Raw genomic sequence first — 14,513 nt, forward strand, 5'->3', positions numbered from 1 at the left:
TGCCACATCTCAGTTTAAACTCACATCTTGCACCAATATCAGCAACGGGCTAGAAGCCCGTTCCACAAAAAATAAACTTGATTGTGGAACGGGCATCTTGCCCGTTCTTAAGAAGAGTGCAAAATATTGGTTTGAGCTAATTGATTAATTCCTAATAACCAGGCTCCTCCTCATACTCAGGAGTCTTAGTTTTCTCAGGGATATTAACCCTAGGAGCCTGGTAAGGCTTCGGTGCCTCATCGTCAGCCCAAGCATCAGCCTCGACATCATCCTCGTACTCGTACTCCACCACCGGCGGTTTCGGGCGAGAAATCTCAGCGCGAGTGTACTGTGGCTTCTCCTCGTACTCCTCCTCTTCGTAATCGTCCTCCTCGCCGCCCCAATTATCCTCTTCGTAATCCTCGTAATCCTCGATGGGCTGCTGTACCTGCACCGCGCGCATCTGCGGCTGGCGAACCGCAGACCGATTCCACTCTAAATCCTCGTCCCAAGGAACTTCCTCCACCGCAGGCGCAGCTACCCGGCTCCGCATTTCCGGTGCAGGTATCCGCACGCCTGGGCCCAATTGATTTCCCGTAGCCACGGGTTTCGGATAATAACCTGCCTCGTCCTCTTCTCGTTCCCAAGGTGCTTGGCCCAAACCAACGCGCTCCAGCAAACCCACACTAAGCTGCCTGAGCCTTTCCTCGGAACCTTCAAACACAATCAAGCGATTCGGGCCACTGCTGACAATTTCTTCAATCCCCAACTCGTAAGTGCTGAGAACTTGGTCGGGGATTTGGGGGATTCCCAGGGAAGCGATAATTATAGAAACTAACTTACCGTCTTCGGGGTCGAACCTAAAGCCCCGTACCCTACCTAAAAGTTCGCCGGTTTCGGTAATAACTTCGCTGTTAATCAAAATGCTGTAGACTTCAACATCAACATCGTCTTCGATCGCGCTCTCATCTTCCACCAACAGCACGTCGCCGATTTCACTGACATTGCTGAGGAACATAAACTTCGGCATTCCAGCGACCGCGAATATATTATCACGCAGACCGATCGCCACAACTTCCCGCCGGTCAATGTCCACCCACAATTGACTAACCACCCCCAAGCGTTTACCTCTGTCGCGGGTGATGACCTGAGTGCCTAGAATATCGGAGCGTTGGCAGATTTGTTCGGATGTCATTCTAACTTTAATCCTGATTTATTAAGTACATATATCACTCAACACGAGCGTTAACATAAACTCCGGGACTACAACTTCAGTCCGATGACTTGAGTATAAGCTCCCCGTGCTTGAGTAACGCCAATTGTACGCTCAGCCGATTGAATCATAGGTCGCCGCAAACTCACAACAATAAACTGGGCTTGTTCAGACTGTCGTTTTATCATTCTAGCTAATCGCTCCACATTTGCCCCATCCAGAAACATATCCACTTCATCAAAAGCGTAGAACGTAGACGGGCGGTAGCGTTGCAGCGCAAAAATAAAACTCAGCGCCGTCAAGGACTTTTCGCCTCCAGACATGGAAGCCAGCCGCTGTACTGGTTTGCCCTTCGGGTGAGCCACCAAATTCAAGCCGCTGCTGAAGGGGTCTTCCTGGTCATCTAGCTGGAGATAGCCATCGCCTTCGGAAAGTTCCGCAAAGATAGTCTGGAAGTTCTCGTTAACCGCGTCGAAAGCTTCTTTAAAAGCGCGCCGCCTGAGTGTGGTAAAATTTTCGATTCTCAACAGCAGTTCAGTGCGTTCTCCTTCCAATGTCGTCAATTTTTGACTCAATTCTTGAAGGCGTTCTTGAGTGCGGTTGTACTCTTCCAAGGCTAGCATATTGACTGGTTCTAGGGCTTGAATGCGTTTGGCGATCGCCTTTACTTCTTGCTGCAATTCCGTCAAATTGGCTTTCTCGACATTTTCAGGAATCGACGGCACGGGGTCGGGCATTTCCGCCCGCTGCGCCTCCAATAGAGTGCGGACTGCGCTCAATTGTTCCCGGCGTTCTTGCTGGGTTTCGTGGAGTTTTTGCAACTGCCATTGTAACTGCTGTTTGGCTAAATGCTGTTCTCGCAGTTGAGATTCCGCCCGATCGCGCTCTCCCTTCTGCACGCCCAATTTTTCCTCAATTTCCCCCAAAGCCGCCTTAGCTTCGGCAATTTGCCGATCAAGTTCTAACTGCTGCGAAACAACGCGATCGAGCGCATCCGCCCCCGCGTTTTGCTGCACTTGCCATTCCTGCAATTTATCGCTGCCTTCCTTAATTTTGTCTTCCAAACGCCCGAATTGATTTTCCAAGTCTACAAGGCGTTGCTGGACGTTTCTCAGAGCCAATTCTCGCTCTTGCAGTTGCGCTTCCAGAGCGCGCAAACCCGATTGCATTTGCTGCCATTCGCTGTGACTGTTCGACTCTTCCAACTGCGCCAAAGTTTGCCGGTACTGCTGCAATTGAGTTTCCTGTGCGGGCAATTCTCGTTCCAGCAACTGCAATCTCGATCGCGAATTAGTTAATTCCTGTGTATTTTTCGCAATTTGCGATCGCACTTGTTCCTGTTGCGCTTGCAAATTCTTAATTTCTGAATCCAACTGTTCCAAGCGCAACTGATTTTCGCGCAAATTCTGTTTCGCTTCCATCAATTCTTGGCTGCGAGTTTTGACTGCAATAGACGCGCGCTCGATCGCAATTTTGCACCGTTCCAAAATCCGCTCAATTTCCTCCAACCTTTCTTGCAAAGAGGCGATCGTCCGCGCTTCACTAGCAGCCTCACTAGCCTCAACCGTGCCAAAATGTAAGGTAGATCTATTAGTAGAACTTCCCCCAGTCATCGCCCCGCTAGTTTCCAAAATTTCCCCGTCCAAAGTGACAATCCGGTACTGTCCCAAATAGCGGCGAGCGTCGCTAAGGTTGCTAAACACAACCGTACTGCCAAAAACGTAAGCAAAAATTTCCTGATACCGCGAATCGCAATCAATCAAATTAACAGCCGCATCCACAAACCCAGCCGCGCGCCGCAAATTTTCATTCACAGAATATCTGCCGCCCCTAATCTTATTCAAAGGCAAAAACGTCATCCTTCCAGCCCGTTTTTGTTTCAACAATTCGATCGCAGCAGCAGCCACGCTGTCATCTTCCACCACCATATTTCCCATGCGCCCGCCCGCCGCAATTTCCAGCGCCAACTGATAGCGCGGTTCCACCCGACCCAGTTGAGCTACCAAGCCGCAAACTCCGCCAATTCCGCTTTGCGCGACAATTTTTGCAGTAAACGTTCCCGTTGCTTCTTGCAGTGCTTGAAACTGCACTTCTAGTTTGTCTAATTTGCGCTGTCTTTCCCGCTGTTCTTCCAACAAACGAGTTTGAGTTTCTTGTTGCAGTTGCAATTCTTGTTCGGCTTCGACTAAAATTTGATTCAGCGATTCTACTTGCAAAGATGCCACGCCTTTGGTTTCCACAAGGCGAGATTGCTGCTCTTTTTTCGCTGCAATTTCCTGTTCCAATACTTGCAGCGATTGGTTTTGTTCTTGAATTTGACTTTGCAGGCGATCGGCTCTTTCGCCAATGGTAGCTTGTTCTGTACGCTGCGGTTCCAAAGTTTGTTGAATTGTTTCGATTTGGCGGTGCAGTTCCGTTTGCTGCTGCACCCAAACTTCGGCCGTCGAGGCGATCGCATTGGCAACTTCCCGACTTTCATCTAAACTTTGCTGGGCTGCATCTCGCTGTTCCTGCAAATTTCCTATTTGAGACTTAACATAAGATATTTCAATCTCAATTTGCTCCCAACTTTGCCGGAATTGGCGAACCTCTTCCTCGGTTTGTGCTATATTAGCCGCCATCTGCCCAGCAGTTTTTTCCAAATCCTGTTTGCGGTTTTGCAGTTGCCGCCTTTCCGCTTCCTGAGTGGCAATCGTCGCTTGCAAAGCCAACAATTCCGACTCTCCCAAAGCTTTAACGCGGGCATTCAGCGCCTCAAGTTCGGCGGTTGCTTCTTGAATTTGGGTGCTAATTGTTTGCAGTTGTTCCGTGAGAGAAGCAGAAGTGCGATCGCCCGCTTCGATTTGTTCGCGCAGTTTCCATTCTTGCTTTTGCAACTGGCGGAATTTCAGCACAATTTCCCACTGCGACTTTTCTTGAAATTCCGCCCGCAGCTTTTGATATTTTTCCGCTTTTGTGCGATCGGAAGCAAGTCTATCGCGCTGAGAAATCAGCTCTTTTTCCACAATACTGCTGCGTTCTTCCACCTCCTTAACTTCATCCAACTTCTGCCTAGCTAAGGAAATTTTGCGATCGAACTGAGCCACCCCAGCCAATTCGTCAATGATTTCTCTGCGTTCCTTAGAATTCATCGAAATAATGCTGGTAACGTCTCCTTGTAGCACGACGTTATAGCCTTCGGGATAAATTCGCAAGCGGTTGAGTTGTTCGTGAAGTTGAGTCAGCGTGCAAGGTTGACCGTTAATGTAATAAGTTGAAGTGTAAGTACCTTGGCGAGTTACCCGAAGTTTGCGCGTCACACTCCACTCATCCGATTTTCGATTTTCGATTTTCGATTTTCGATTGGTAGCGAGTAGTTGTCCGTTGTTGTCTTGAGTTGCTGCGATTTCTATCTCTTCGACTTCTTCAACAGATAATTCATCCGATTTTTGATTTTTGATTTTTGATTTTCGATTGACAGGAGATGATTGGCCGTTGTTGTCTGGAGTTTCGGTAATTTCTATCCCTTGGGCTTCTTCAACAGATAGAAGCGATTCTTGATTGACAGGAGATGATTGGCCGTTGTTGTCTTGAGTTTCGGCAATTTCTACTATCCCTTCAACTTCCTCTGCTTCAACAGATAACTCATCTGCTGCATTTTCATCCTCATCTTCATCCCGCGCGAACCATTCCTCCCCCACATCTTCCAGCGCAAAAGTCGCAGTCACACTAGCTTCGATCGTACCGCGTTTGTTTTGGGCGCTATTCACCAAATCCGGCAAACGTTCAGCCCGCATTCCCTTAGAACTCGAAAGTCCGAGACAAAACAGCAAAGCGTCGAGGATGTTGGACTTCCCAGAACCGTTGGGCCCGGAAACCACAGTAAAACCGGGCAGCACGGGAATGGCCGTCGTGCCGCCAAAAGATTTAAAGTTAGTCAGTTCGATCCGTTTAATGTGAACCATATGCTAGGAGTAGCTTTGGCTCTAGGTTGTTGTCACAGGGTAGCACAGGCAATGGGGCGATCGACAATGTGTTAACTTTCTGGCATTGTCGATCGAACCGATATCTTACACCTTTGTCAACAACCGGGTCCGCTTTTACTTAAAAAGATCGTTGACAAAGTTACAACATCTGAGATCCGAGCGAGCGCTACAAATGAACGTAAATTTTGATACAGATAACTTCATGAGACTAGATGGACAATATTTGTGCGGGTAAACCTGAAAGCCTTGCCCCGACTGAAGGTTGGCAAATATAATGCCAAGAATTCCTAATGTTACCCCTAGACATATAAAAACTTTCCGGTAAAATCGAACCAAAATTAATAATGTATAAAGTAACGAAGCGCATTATGGAGGGCAAACCCATTACACCAGCTCAGAACTCATCTAACCTGCCAGCTTCACCTGAAAGCGACGAACAAGTATTGCAAATTTGGGGCCGCCAGCCCCTTAAAGGACACGTCAAAATCAGCGGCGCCAAAAACTCGGCCTTAGTCGTCATGGCAGGAGCCTTGCTCTGCCCAGAGGATTGCCGCCTCCGCAACGTTCCCGGTCTAGTCGATGTCGCCCGGATGGGGCAAATTCTCTCGGCTGTAGGAGTCAAATTACAGCAGAATGGGGACGTTTTAGACATCAACGCCAGCAACCTCATAGACGCTCAAGCCCCCTACGAATTAGTCAGCCAACTGCGGGCGAGCTTCTTCATCATCGGCCCGCTGCTAGCGCGTTTAGGATTTGCCAAAGTACCCTTGCCCGGTGGGTGCGCCATCGGTGCCCGACCCGTTGAACTCCACGTTCGTGGTCTGCAAGCCCTCGGTGCCGAAGTCCACATCGACCACGGCACGGTTCACGCTTACGTCAAAGGGCCAAATCGCCGCCTGAAAGGAGCCAAAATTTATTTGGACTACCCCAGCGTCGGCGCAACAGAAACTTTGATGATGGCGGCGACTCTGGCTGAAGGAGAAACCGTGATTGAAAATGCAGCTCAAGAGCCGGAAGTCGCAGATTTGGCGAATTTCTGCCGCGCCATGGGAGCAAAAATTCAAGGCGCCGGCACGAATACGATCGTCATTTCGGGAGTTCCTAAGCTGCACGCGGTAGACTATTCAATTATTCCCGATCGCATTGAAGCCGGAACATTTTTAGTAGCAGGAGCCATCACTCACTCCGAAATCAGTTTGTCGCCGGTAATTCCCGACCACCTGACCGCAGTCATTGCCAAATTGAAGACCATGGGGGCGAAAATTATTGCAGAATCCCCCGACATTTTGCGGATAGTTCCCGGCCAAACTCACTCGGCCACAGACATCGAAACTCTGCCTTATCCCGGTTTCCCCACAGATATGCAAGCTCAGTTTATGGCTTTGCTGACGCTGAGCGAAGGGGACAGCTTGATCAAAGAAACCGTGTTTGAGAACCGCTTGCGCCACGTAGCAGAGCTCAACCGCATGGGCGCGGACATTCGCCTTAAAGGCAATGTAGCGATTGTGCGCGGAGTGTCGCGGCTGTCGGGTGCGCCGGTAGTGGCAACAGATTTGCGGGCTTCGGCGGCGTTAGTGTTAGCGGGACTTGCAGCCGATGGTGTCACCACTATCAGCAGCTTGCAGCACTTAGACCGCGGCTATGAGCAGTTAGAGGTGAAACTGCAAAAATTGGGAGCTAACTTGCGGCGGGTCAAAGAGGGTACAGACCCGGCGACTGCTGAGGCTCCTGTCAATCCCGTGCGATCGGGTTTAAAGTAGTCAGTAGTCAGTTGGCAGTAGTCAGTGGGCAGTGGTAGTGTGTCAAACCCTTTTTGCGTCAGTCTTGTGTTTCTTCGTTAGCAATTCTTCGCTAGTCATTAAGATGAATGACAACTACCAACTACCAACCGCCAACTGCCAACTGACAACTGACAACTGACTAATAACTAAAATGTCGAACATACCGCTCATTGGTTTGAAAGCAGACCAGTTTCGCCACCCGCTAGACTTGGAAGCTACCAGCACTCTCAAACAACTGCCCGGCCTGGATTTGATCGTGCGGCAGTTGCTGGGACAACTTGGCGAACAGTTTTTTATGCTGGAAAATCTGGCTTCCAGCGTCCAAGTCGGCGAAAATCAATTGCCGCACCTGCATCAATTGCTAGTGGATGCCTGCAAAACTCTGGATTTGGAGGTGCCGCAGCTTTATGTCCGCCAGCATCCGATGCCAAATGCTTACACCTTTGCGATGCGGGGAAAACAGCCTTTTGTGGTGATGCACACTTCTCTGATTGATTTGCTCACAGACGAGGAAGTTAAGGCAGTAATTGCTCATGAGTTGGGGCATTTGAAGTGCGAGCACGGAGTTTACCTGACTCTGGCTAATTTAATTGTGTTGGCCGCCGGCCAAATTTCGCCTGTGGGAGCCGTGCTGGCGCAGGGTTTGCAGGCACAAATGTTGGAATGGTTGCGGTGTGCGGAATTTACGTGCGATCGCGCCGCCTTGCTCGCGACTCAAGACCCAAGAGTGGTAGCATCACTGTTGATGAAACTGGCCGGAGGTTCGCCGACTTTAGCTCCCAAACTGAATGTCGATGCGTTTTTGGCGCAGGCGCGATCCTACGACGACCTCAGCAGCACTCAACTGGGAGATATGCTCAAACAAGCTCAGACGGCTCAGTTGTCCCATCCTGTACCAGTATTGCGCGCCAGAGAGATCGATCGCTGGGCAAGTTCAAAAGATTATGAATCTTTGCTTGCAGGAAATCGATCGGTGTGTTATGATGGTGAAACGAAAAAGGGCGGGTGGCGAAATTGGTAGACGCATCAGACTCAAAATCTGACACCGAAAGGTATGAGAGTTCGATTCTCTCCCCGCCCACTGCTAGAAAAGCTTAATAAATTTAGGGTTCCAGATGATAAGTCTGGAACCCTAAATTTATATTGGGCATCGGGCATTGGGCATCGGGCATCGGGCATCGGGCATCGGGCATCGGGCATCGGGCATCGGGAATTGGTAACAACAGTCAACAGTCAACCGTTAACAGTCAACAAATTTTATGGGTGAAATAGCCGCTTTAGGCGCTGCATTTGTCTGGGCTCTATCTTCCACCATCTGGCAGCGAGTAGGACAGCAAATCCCAGCAGTGGTGCTAAACTTGCTCAAAGGTGCGATCGCCCTTTTCATGCTCCTTGCCACTGTACTAATTTTAGGAAAATCTTTACCCGCAATCAACCCTAATATTTTAGCAATGCTGCTGATTAGCGGCGGCCTAGGAATTGGCATCGGAGACACCGCTTTCTTTATCGTATTAAAATATTTAGGCGCGAGGCGAACGCTGCTTTTAGAAACCCTATCTCCCCCTTTAACAGCTTTATTGGGCTTAATATTTTTGCAAGAAAAATTATCGCCCATTGCTTGTACTGGCATTCTTTTAACAATCTGCGGCGTAGCTTGGGTAATTGCCGAACGAACAGCCGAAACAACCTTATCATCAAAACATCTTTGGCAGGGATTAGGTATTAGTTTATTAGGACAAACATCCCACGCCGTTGGAGCAATTTTATCCCGCGCCGCCTTCACTCAAATAGATATTGATCCCCTGTGGACGGCGGCCTTGCGTTTGAGCGGTGGTATGGCAGCCATGCTGTGCTTTTTGAAGCCAACAAACCTTGACAGTTTCAAACAATTAAAATCCTCCAAAATATTAGCTGCCATAATTATGGCAGCTTTTTTAGGAACCTATCTCGGAATTTTCCTGCAACAGACTTCGCTGAAATATGCACCCGCAGCAATCGCTCAAACACTCAGTTCTACCAGTCCCCTATTTATACTGCCTTTAGCCGTGCTGGCGGGCGAAAAAGTCAGCATTCGGGCTGTTTTGGGGGTAGTTGGTGCGATCGGCGGAATCGCCTTATTATTAGGTTTGAAGTGATGAGATGGGAGACAGAAGTGTTGGGGCTTGCTAAAAAATAAAAAAATAGGCGGTTTCGTACTTACTGTCCTTAAATATTAGTTTAAGTATCCAAAAACGGGTCTTCCATACTTAGTATGCTCAAATATAGCAATCCTTGTAGGATTGGTGAATAAGATTTAAAGGAAACGCTCTTAACGCAGACCAAGAGAATAGAAAAGAAAAAAAGTTCGCAAGTGAGAATTTAAGGCTTGACAAATGTGCCGATCGCCATTGTATACTGGCATCGCAATGCTAACCTTCGGCTGGTTGTCTGTCGGCATGGGTTGCTCTGTTTTATTTTACGATCAACTAATCAGGAATTTTAGACAAAGTGATCGATCGCGCCAACCACGACTTCTTGAAGCTGCTACCGCCGGATGCTAAAGTCATTGTTGAAATTGGCTGCGGTACGGGATCGACGGGCGAACAGTACAAGCTGATCAATCCCCATTGTCAGTATATTGGCATTGAATGCGATCGAGAAAAAGCTAAAATAGCAGTCGATCGGCTAAACTGGGTGACGGTAGCCGATATTGAAGAAATTGCCCTCGAAAGTCTCGACATCGCCCCAGGAACCGTGGATTGTTTGGTTTTTGGTGACTTGCTACCCTACCTCAAAAATCCCTGGGAAGTCCTCAAGCAGTACAGTGTTTTGCTGAATCCAGAGGGGCAAATTCTCGCTAGAATCCCTAATGTTCAATACTGGCGGCGGATTGTCAATCTGTTGCGGGGACAGTGGGAGAATCCCGACAACAAGATGCAGCACTGGTTTACCCTAGAAAGTATTAAATCACTATTTGCTCAAGCCGGATTGCAGGTTTACGAATTCCAAGGAAAGGGACACAAAACCGAAAATTTTGTCCACTTTCAGGAATTACTGCATCCAATGGTAAAGGCTTTAGAGCTAACATCGAGCAGTTTTGCTACGGAAACCGGTGCTGAACATTATATCGTGCGATCGACCAAATCTACCGCACCTGCGCGCAGACTGCTGATTCAGACTATCATTATGGCTCCTACAGGGTGCGATCGTGTGCGAGTTTTGGAACCGGACAAATTTAGCGCTACAATTCCCGGTGTCCGCACCGTATCCGGCGTGAAAACAGCAGGATTAATTCCCCCCCTGCCGGAAGAAGAAAAAGTCTTCATTTGGCAGCGGACAATTATGCAATATCCCGGCTATATTCCTCAACTCAAAGAACTGTTGCAACAAGGCTATTTAATAGTAGCTGAAATTGACGACAATCCCATCCGTCGCCGCGAATACGCCGACAATAACTACCTTAGCTATCGCGGCTGTCACTGCGTGCAAACTTCTACGGAACCGCTAGCAAAAATTTTGCGGTATTACAATCACAATGTTGCTGTATTTCCCAATCAATTAGCCTATTTACCCCCGCCACGAATTTATCCGGCAGAAGATACAGTCACAATTTTTTTTGGTGCACTCAACCGCGAAAAAGATTGGCAGCCAATTATGGCAGCGCTAAATCGAGTTTTAGTCGCACACAAGCACCGGATTAAAGTTAAAGTAATCCACGACCGCAGATTTTTTGAATCCTTGAAAATACAGCAAAAAGAATTTGAACCATTTTGCAGTTACGAACGGTATCAAGAAATAATGTACAGTTGCGATATAGCTTTGCTGCCGCTCGTTTCCAACCCGGTTAACGAAACGAAATCCGACTTAAAGTTTATTGAATGTGCAGCGCGGGGAGTAGCGGTGCTGGCGAGTCCCACTGTTTACGAACATTCGATTGTCGAAGGTGAAACCGGATTGATTTATAGATATGAAAAAGAGTTTGAAACCAAACTAAATTCGCTGATTTCAGACACTTCTATGCGCCGGAAAATAGCCGCGAATGCTTACGAATGGGTGCGGGACAACCGCTTGCTGTGCGGGCACTACCGGCAGCGGCGAGATTGGTACTTACAGATGCGGGACGAGTTGCCACGTTTAAATGCTGAGTTGCGCGATCGCCTGCCGGAGTTATTTGGTGACTAAGTGCGGTAAGATTTATAGGGTTATTGTGCGATCTTACTGTTTTATTGCTTAATTTCTAATTGTTACTCCACACCAATGCGAATTCTATTCACTATTGCTCACTTTTACAATCCCAGCGGCGACGGGAAACACGCTTCCCAGCGAAATGATCCGCAGCCCCGACTAAATGCTTTAACCGCTTGCGTGACATCGCTGCAAGCCTTGTACGGCAAATCTCAGTCCATGATTGACATTAGCGAATGTGCAACTATCCCAGCAAATCAATCTCAACAGCACGAAATTGACATTGTTGTTTGCACTACTCAAGGTTATCATCTGTTGCCTCAACTGCCAGTGCAGCCCAGATGTTTTATGCACCACGCTACTAAATGCGAACCGCTGCTGTTGGGGTTTGAGTGTCAAGCAGTTTTGCGAGCGTGCCTTAACAAATACGATTATTTCTGTTATTTGGAAGATGATTTAGTTCTGCATGATCCGTGGTTTTTTAGTAAATTAAAGTGGTTTACGCATCACGGAGGAAATGGGAATTTGCTGCAACCTAATCGCTATGAAATAGCGCCTAAAGGCGCGGTTTTTAAAGCATATGTTGATGGTGATTTAGCAGACTCAGCGACTTCTCCGTTTCAAAATGTAGAGGAGCAGCGGCAGTTAATGGGAAAAATCATGGAACAAACAGTCGCTTTTGAGCGGGCTTTGAATCCTCATTCCGGCTGCTATTTTTTGAATGCGGAACAAATGGCACATTGGGCTAAGCAGTCTCATTTTTTGGATAGAGATACTAGCTTTATCGGCCCGCTAGAAAGTGCCGCGACTTTAGGAATTATGCGGACTTTTAGAGTTTACAAGTCAACTCCTTCCTATGCTAACTTTTTGGAGATTCAACATTTTGGAACGAGTTTTCTGAATTTAATTGGTAATAAGGTGAGGGTGCCGGAAGCATAAGGAGTCGCTAGCTTGGGGCGGGTTTTGTGTTAATATTGTCTCCTGTTGGTTCGGATTGTGGACTAGGGCACGCCTCTAAAGGCTTCGGATATATAACAACGCATCAACTGATTATTCTAGGGATGCAAAACATCGCCAATTTTAACTGTGCCGCTGTTAATAATTTTGGCTAAAACTCCAGTTTGCGCGTGACCGAATTCCTGTTGCAGTAAACTGAGTAAGGAAATATCCCGATCGCCTGTTTCTGGATTCACTTCTATATTGACACAGCGACCGATTCGTGCTGTAACTTCTATGCGCGCCGTGCCTAATTGAAACTGTTTTCCGATCAACTCAAATTCTGACCAAGCTGCCATACCTTCTAGCACAATGTTCGGGCGAAATCGGCCCACGTCAATGTTTTGAACAGCAATTTCTGTTAATTGGTCTAATGTGGCTTGACTGAGTAAAGAAATGTGTACGGGTTCTCGATCGGGATAACGAGTTTCGCCGCTGGTGTCGCCGACTAAGTGCAAAGGTGCAAACTGCGGGTGTCTCGCTTCTTTTGTGGGTTCAATTGCGGCTAGATATTCTGTGAAAAAACTGCCGATGCGATCGCGCCCCGCTGCTGTGTTTGTTTCTGCCGATAACACTTCCACTCCTTCACGCTTGACTGTTAAAACGGCCGTTTCCGGTTGATAATCACATTCTAAAGCTGCTAACAAAGGCCAATCGTTTTGGACAGCAAAATTTTTTTTGCTCATCCAAGGGACATTTTGGGCGGGCATCTTTGCAGCTTCCAGATTATCTGCAAACATTAAGGCAAAAGCTCGATCGCCCTTAATTCCGTGTCCTGCTGTTAAAGCAAACTCCGACATTTCTTGCGGTGTCAGCCCTTTAATGGGATAAATAAATAACTGTTTTATTGTTGCTAATGTCATAAATATTTCCCAAGTTAGTAAAATTTTAACTTTCACTCTTGTCCCCCCCCCCTTACTAAGGAGGGCTAGGGGGGTCGAAGCTAATTCAAAAACCTTAATCAAATTGCTATAAAAACCCGATTAAGCTAGCAATTCATAGCGGCGGATATCTGGAGGCCCAACGGCCAAACCGTCTAATTTCTGTACGGCGTCTTGAATGTGAGTTGAACCGAGATGTAGTTCGAGCAAATCTGCACTTTCCCACTCTTCAACAAACGTAAAATCTGTGGGGTCGGCTTGATTTTGCAGGAGCTCGTATTTGATGCAGCCTTTTTCTTTGCGAGTTGGTTCTATAACGCTCAGCAGCAGAGATTTAAGTTCTGCTACTTTGTCGGGAAAGGCGACGAGGCGGGCGACTACTCGCAAGGTTGTTTTGGACATAGGAGAAAAAAGTCACAGATAGGACGATCGAATTTACCGATTTTTATTTGGCAAACTCAAATATAGAAGATTTTACTTAAAATAACCTACACAGGTCGATCGGTCAATCGATTTTAGATTTTAGATTTTAGATTTTAGATTTTAGATTTTAGATTTGAAGCATTGACCCCACGGATAAATTCGGGGGGCAAGTTTCATCGGATACAGTTTTTTTATTTCTCGGTCCTGAGTCTGCGAAGGAATGAATCCGGGGGCGTGTATCCTGGATGCTTTCAGTCAACCGCAGTAAAATCAGTCCAACACGCGCTCAAGTCTCAGAAACCCGGTTTGTTGCCAAATTATTCGTTACCAACTGCAGAGCATCGTATAAACCGGGTTTCTTGAGATATTTTGGCAAATACCGGAGGCACTCAATCTTTGGGATAAAATCGCTTGTTTTCTGTAGAATATTCCCAGGCGAGATCCTCCGGGTCTTTTTCGCGACTCCACTGAGCAAACTCCGGCTTAAGTTTCCACTTGCCGATCGTAGTTGCGTGAACTTTGAACCTGCGGGAGAGTTCCGTCTGGGTAAAAGAGATTTTGGGCTTTTGAGGAGTCTTGGTTGAAGCTATGGGGAATAAATTTGGTTTTTTATCTTGTGCTTTTTCCCGATTTGTGGGAGGCTCTTGAACAGCTATTCCCGCATTAGCTGTTTCGCTTTGATTGACAGGTGGAGCTATTTGAAAATAATACAAAATTCCGCCTTGTTCCGTCACTTCAAAATCTGCGGCAAACTCAGAAGCTCGTTCGTCGAGATACTCTTGAACCTTTTCGCCGGGGAGTTTCGCATTCATCGCCAAATCCAAAGCCGTAACTCGCCCTTGATTTTCCTTGATCAACTTATAGAAAACCGAGTCTAAATGAGCGAGTTTATGTTTTTGCTGCTGGTGGTAGAGTTTGTAAGCCCAAGCAATGCCCGCAGTGGTGGCGATCGCCCAAAACATCCTTCCCGACTCGAAACTGGCAACCGCCGTCAAGGAAATAGGCAAAAGCAGGGTAAGATATCCCCAAATGCTTCCCTTCTTTAGGTTATTGCTGTTTTTGACCATAGTTCCTAAACAGGTACGTAGTTTAGCTTAGTAGAGCGTGTCTG

General features: G+C 47.4%; 11 protein-coding genes and 1 tRNA gene. 7 read left to right on the forward strand and 5 right to left on the reverse strand.

What is annotated here, in order from left to right; translation table 11 throughout:
• Positions 1-151: 151 nt before the first annotated feature.
• Positions 152-1,174: a PRC-barrel domain-containing protein gene (locus QT979_RS15430; protein WP_333310890.1), complete on the reverse strand. Its 1,023-nt coding sequence runs from the start codon at positions 1,172-1,174 to the stop codon at positions 152-154.
• 68 nt (positions 1,175-1,242) lie between these two features.
• Complete coding sequence (smc, locus tag QT979_RS15435; RefSeq protein ID WP_333310892.1) at positions 1,243-5,136, reverse strand: chromosome segregation protein SMC; 3,894 nt, start codon at positions 5,134-5,136, stop codon at positions 1,243-1,245.
• A gap of 365 nt (positions 5,137-5,501) precedes the next feature.
• Between smc and murA the strand changes: the two genes are divergently transcribed.
• The 7 genes from murA (at position 5,502) to QT979_RS15470 (ending at position 12,041) form a co-directional block, all read left to right on the forward strand.
• Complete coding sequence (murA, locus tag QT979_RS15440; protein ID WP_333310894.1) at positions 5,502-6,917, forward strand: UDP-N-acetylglucosamine 1-carboxyvinyltransferase; 1,416 nt, start codon at positions 5,502-5,504, stop codon at positions 6,915-6,917.
• A gap of 172 nt (positions 6,918-7,089) precedes the next feature.
• Positions 7,090-7,959: a M48 family metallopeptidase gene (locus QT979_RS15445; RefSeq protein WP_333310896.1), complete on the forward strand. Its 870-nt coding sequence runs from the start codon at positions 7,090-7,092 to the stop codon at positions 7,957-7,959.
• Positions 7,938-8,019: transfer RNA gene (locus QT979_RS15450), tRNA-Leu, on the forward strand. The genes QT979_RS15445 and QT979_RS15450 overlap by 22 nt, the downstream gene beginning before the upstream one ends.
• Positions 7,993-8,205: a hypothetical protein gene (locus QT979_RS15455; protein ID WP_333310898.1), complete on the forward strand. Its 213-nt coding sequence runs from the start codon at positions 7,993-7,995 to the stop codon at positions 8,203-8,205. The genes QT979_RS15450 and QT979_RS15455 overlap by 27 nt, the downstream gene beginning before the upstream one ends.
• The gene (locus QT979_RS15460) at positions 8,198-9,073 is read left to right on the forward strand and encodes a DMT family transporter (protein WP_333310900.1); all 876 of its coding nucleotides are present in this window, start codon (positions 8,198-8,200) and stop codon (positions 9,071-9,073) included. Before QT979_RS15455 ends, QT979_RS15460 begins: the two co-directional genes overlap by 8 nt.
• A 352-nt stretch (positions 9,074-9,425) precedes the next feature.
• The gene (locus tag QT979_RS15465; protein ID WP_333310902.1) at positions 9,426-11,099 is read left to right on the forward strand and encodes a methyltransferase domain-containing protein; all 1,674 of its coding nucleotides are present in this window, start codon (positions 9,426-9,428) and stop codon (positions 11,097-11,099) included.
• A gap of 75 nt (positions 11,100-11,174) precedes the next feature.
• Positions 11,175-12,041 carry a calcium-binding protein gene (locus QT979_RS15470; protein WP_333215435.1) on the forward strand — a complete coding sequence of 289 codons (867 nt, stop codon included), beginning with the start codon at positions 11,175-11,177 and terminating at the stop codon, positions 12,039-12,041.
• Positions 12,042-12,157: 116 nt separating this feature from the next.
• Here QT979_RS15470 and QT979_RS15475 read toward each other — a convergent pair whose 3' ends face one another.
• From QT979_RS15475 to QT979_RS15485, 3 genes are all read right to left on the reverse strand, one after another.
• The gene (locus tag QT979_RS15475) at positions 12,158-12,961 is read right to left on the reverse strand and encodes an MOSC domain-containing protein (protein ID WP_333215433.1); all 804 of its coding nucleotides are present in this window, start codon (positions 12,959-12,961) and stop codon (positions 12,158-12,160) included.
• A 120-nt stretch (positions 12,962-13,081) separates the two neighbouring features.
• Positions 13,082-13,381 (reverse strand): putative quinol monooxygenase, encoded by a 300-nt coding sequence (locus tag QT979_RS15480; protein ID WP_333215431.1) that lies wholly within the window; start codon positions 13,379-13,381, stop codon positions 13,082-13,084.
• A gap of 410 nt (positions 13,382-13,791) precedes the next feature.
• Positions 13,792-14,469, reverse strand: a complete 678-nt coding sequence (locus tag QT979_RS15485; protein ID WP_333215429.1) for a hypothetical protein — start codon at positions 14,467-14,469, stop codon at positions 13,792-13,794.
• Positions 14,470-14,513: the final 44 nt, after the last annotated feature.

The organism is Microcoleus sp. w2-18bC1 (assembly GCF_036700365.1).
Taxonomy (GTDB): domain Bacteria; phylum Cyanobacteriota; class Cyanobacteriia; order Cyanobacteriales; family Microcoleaceae; genus Microcoleus.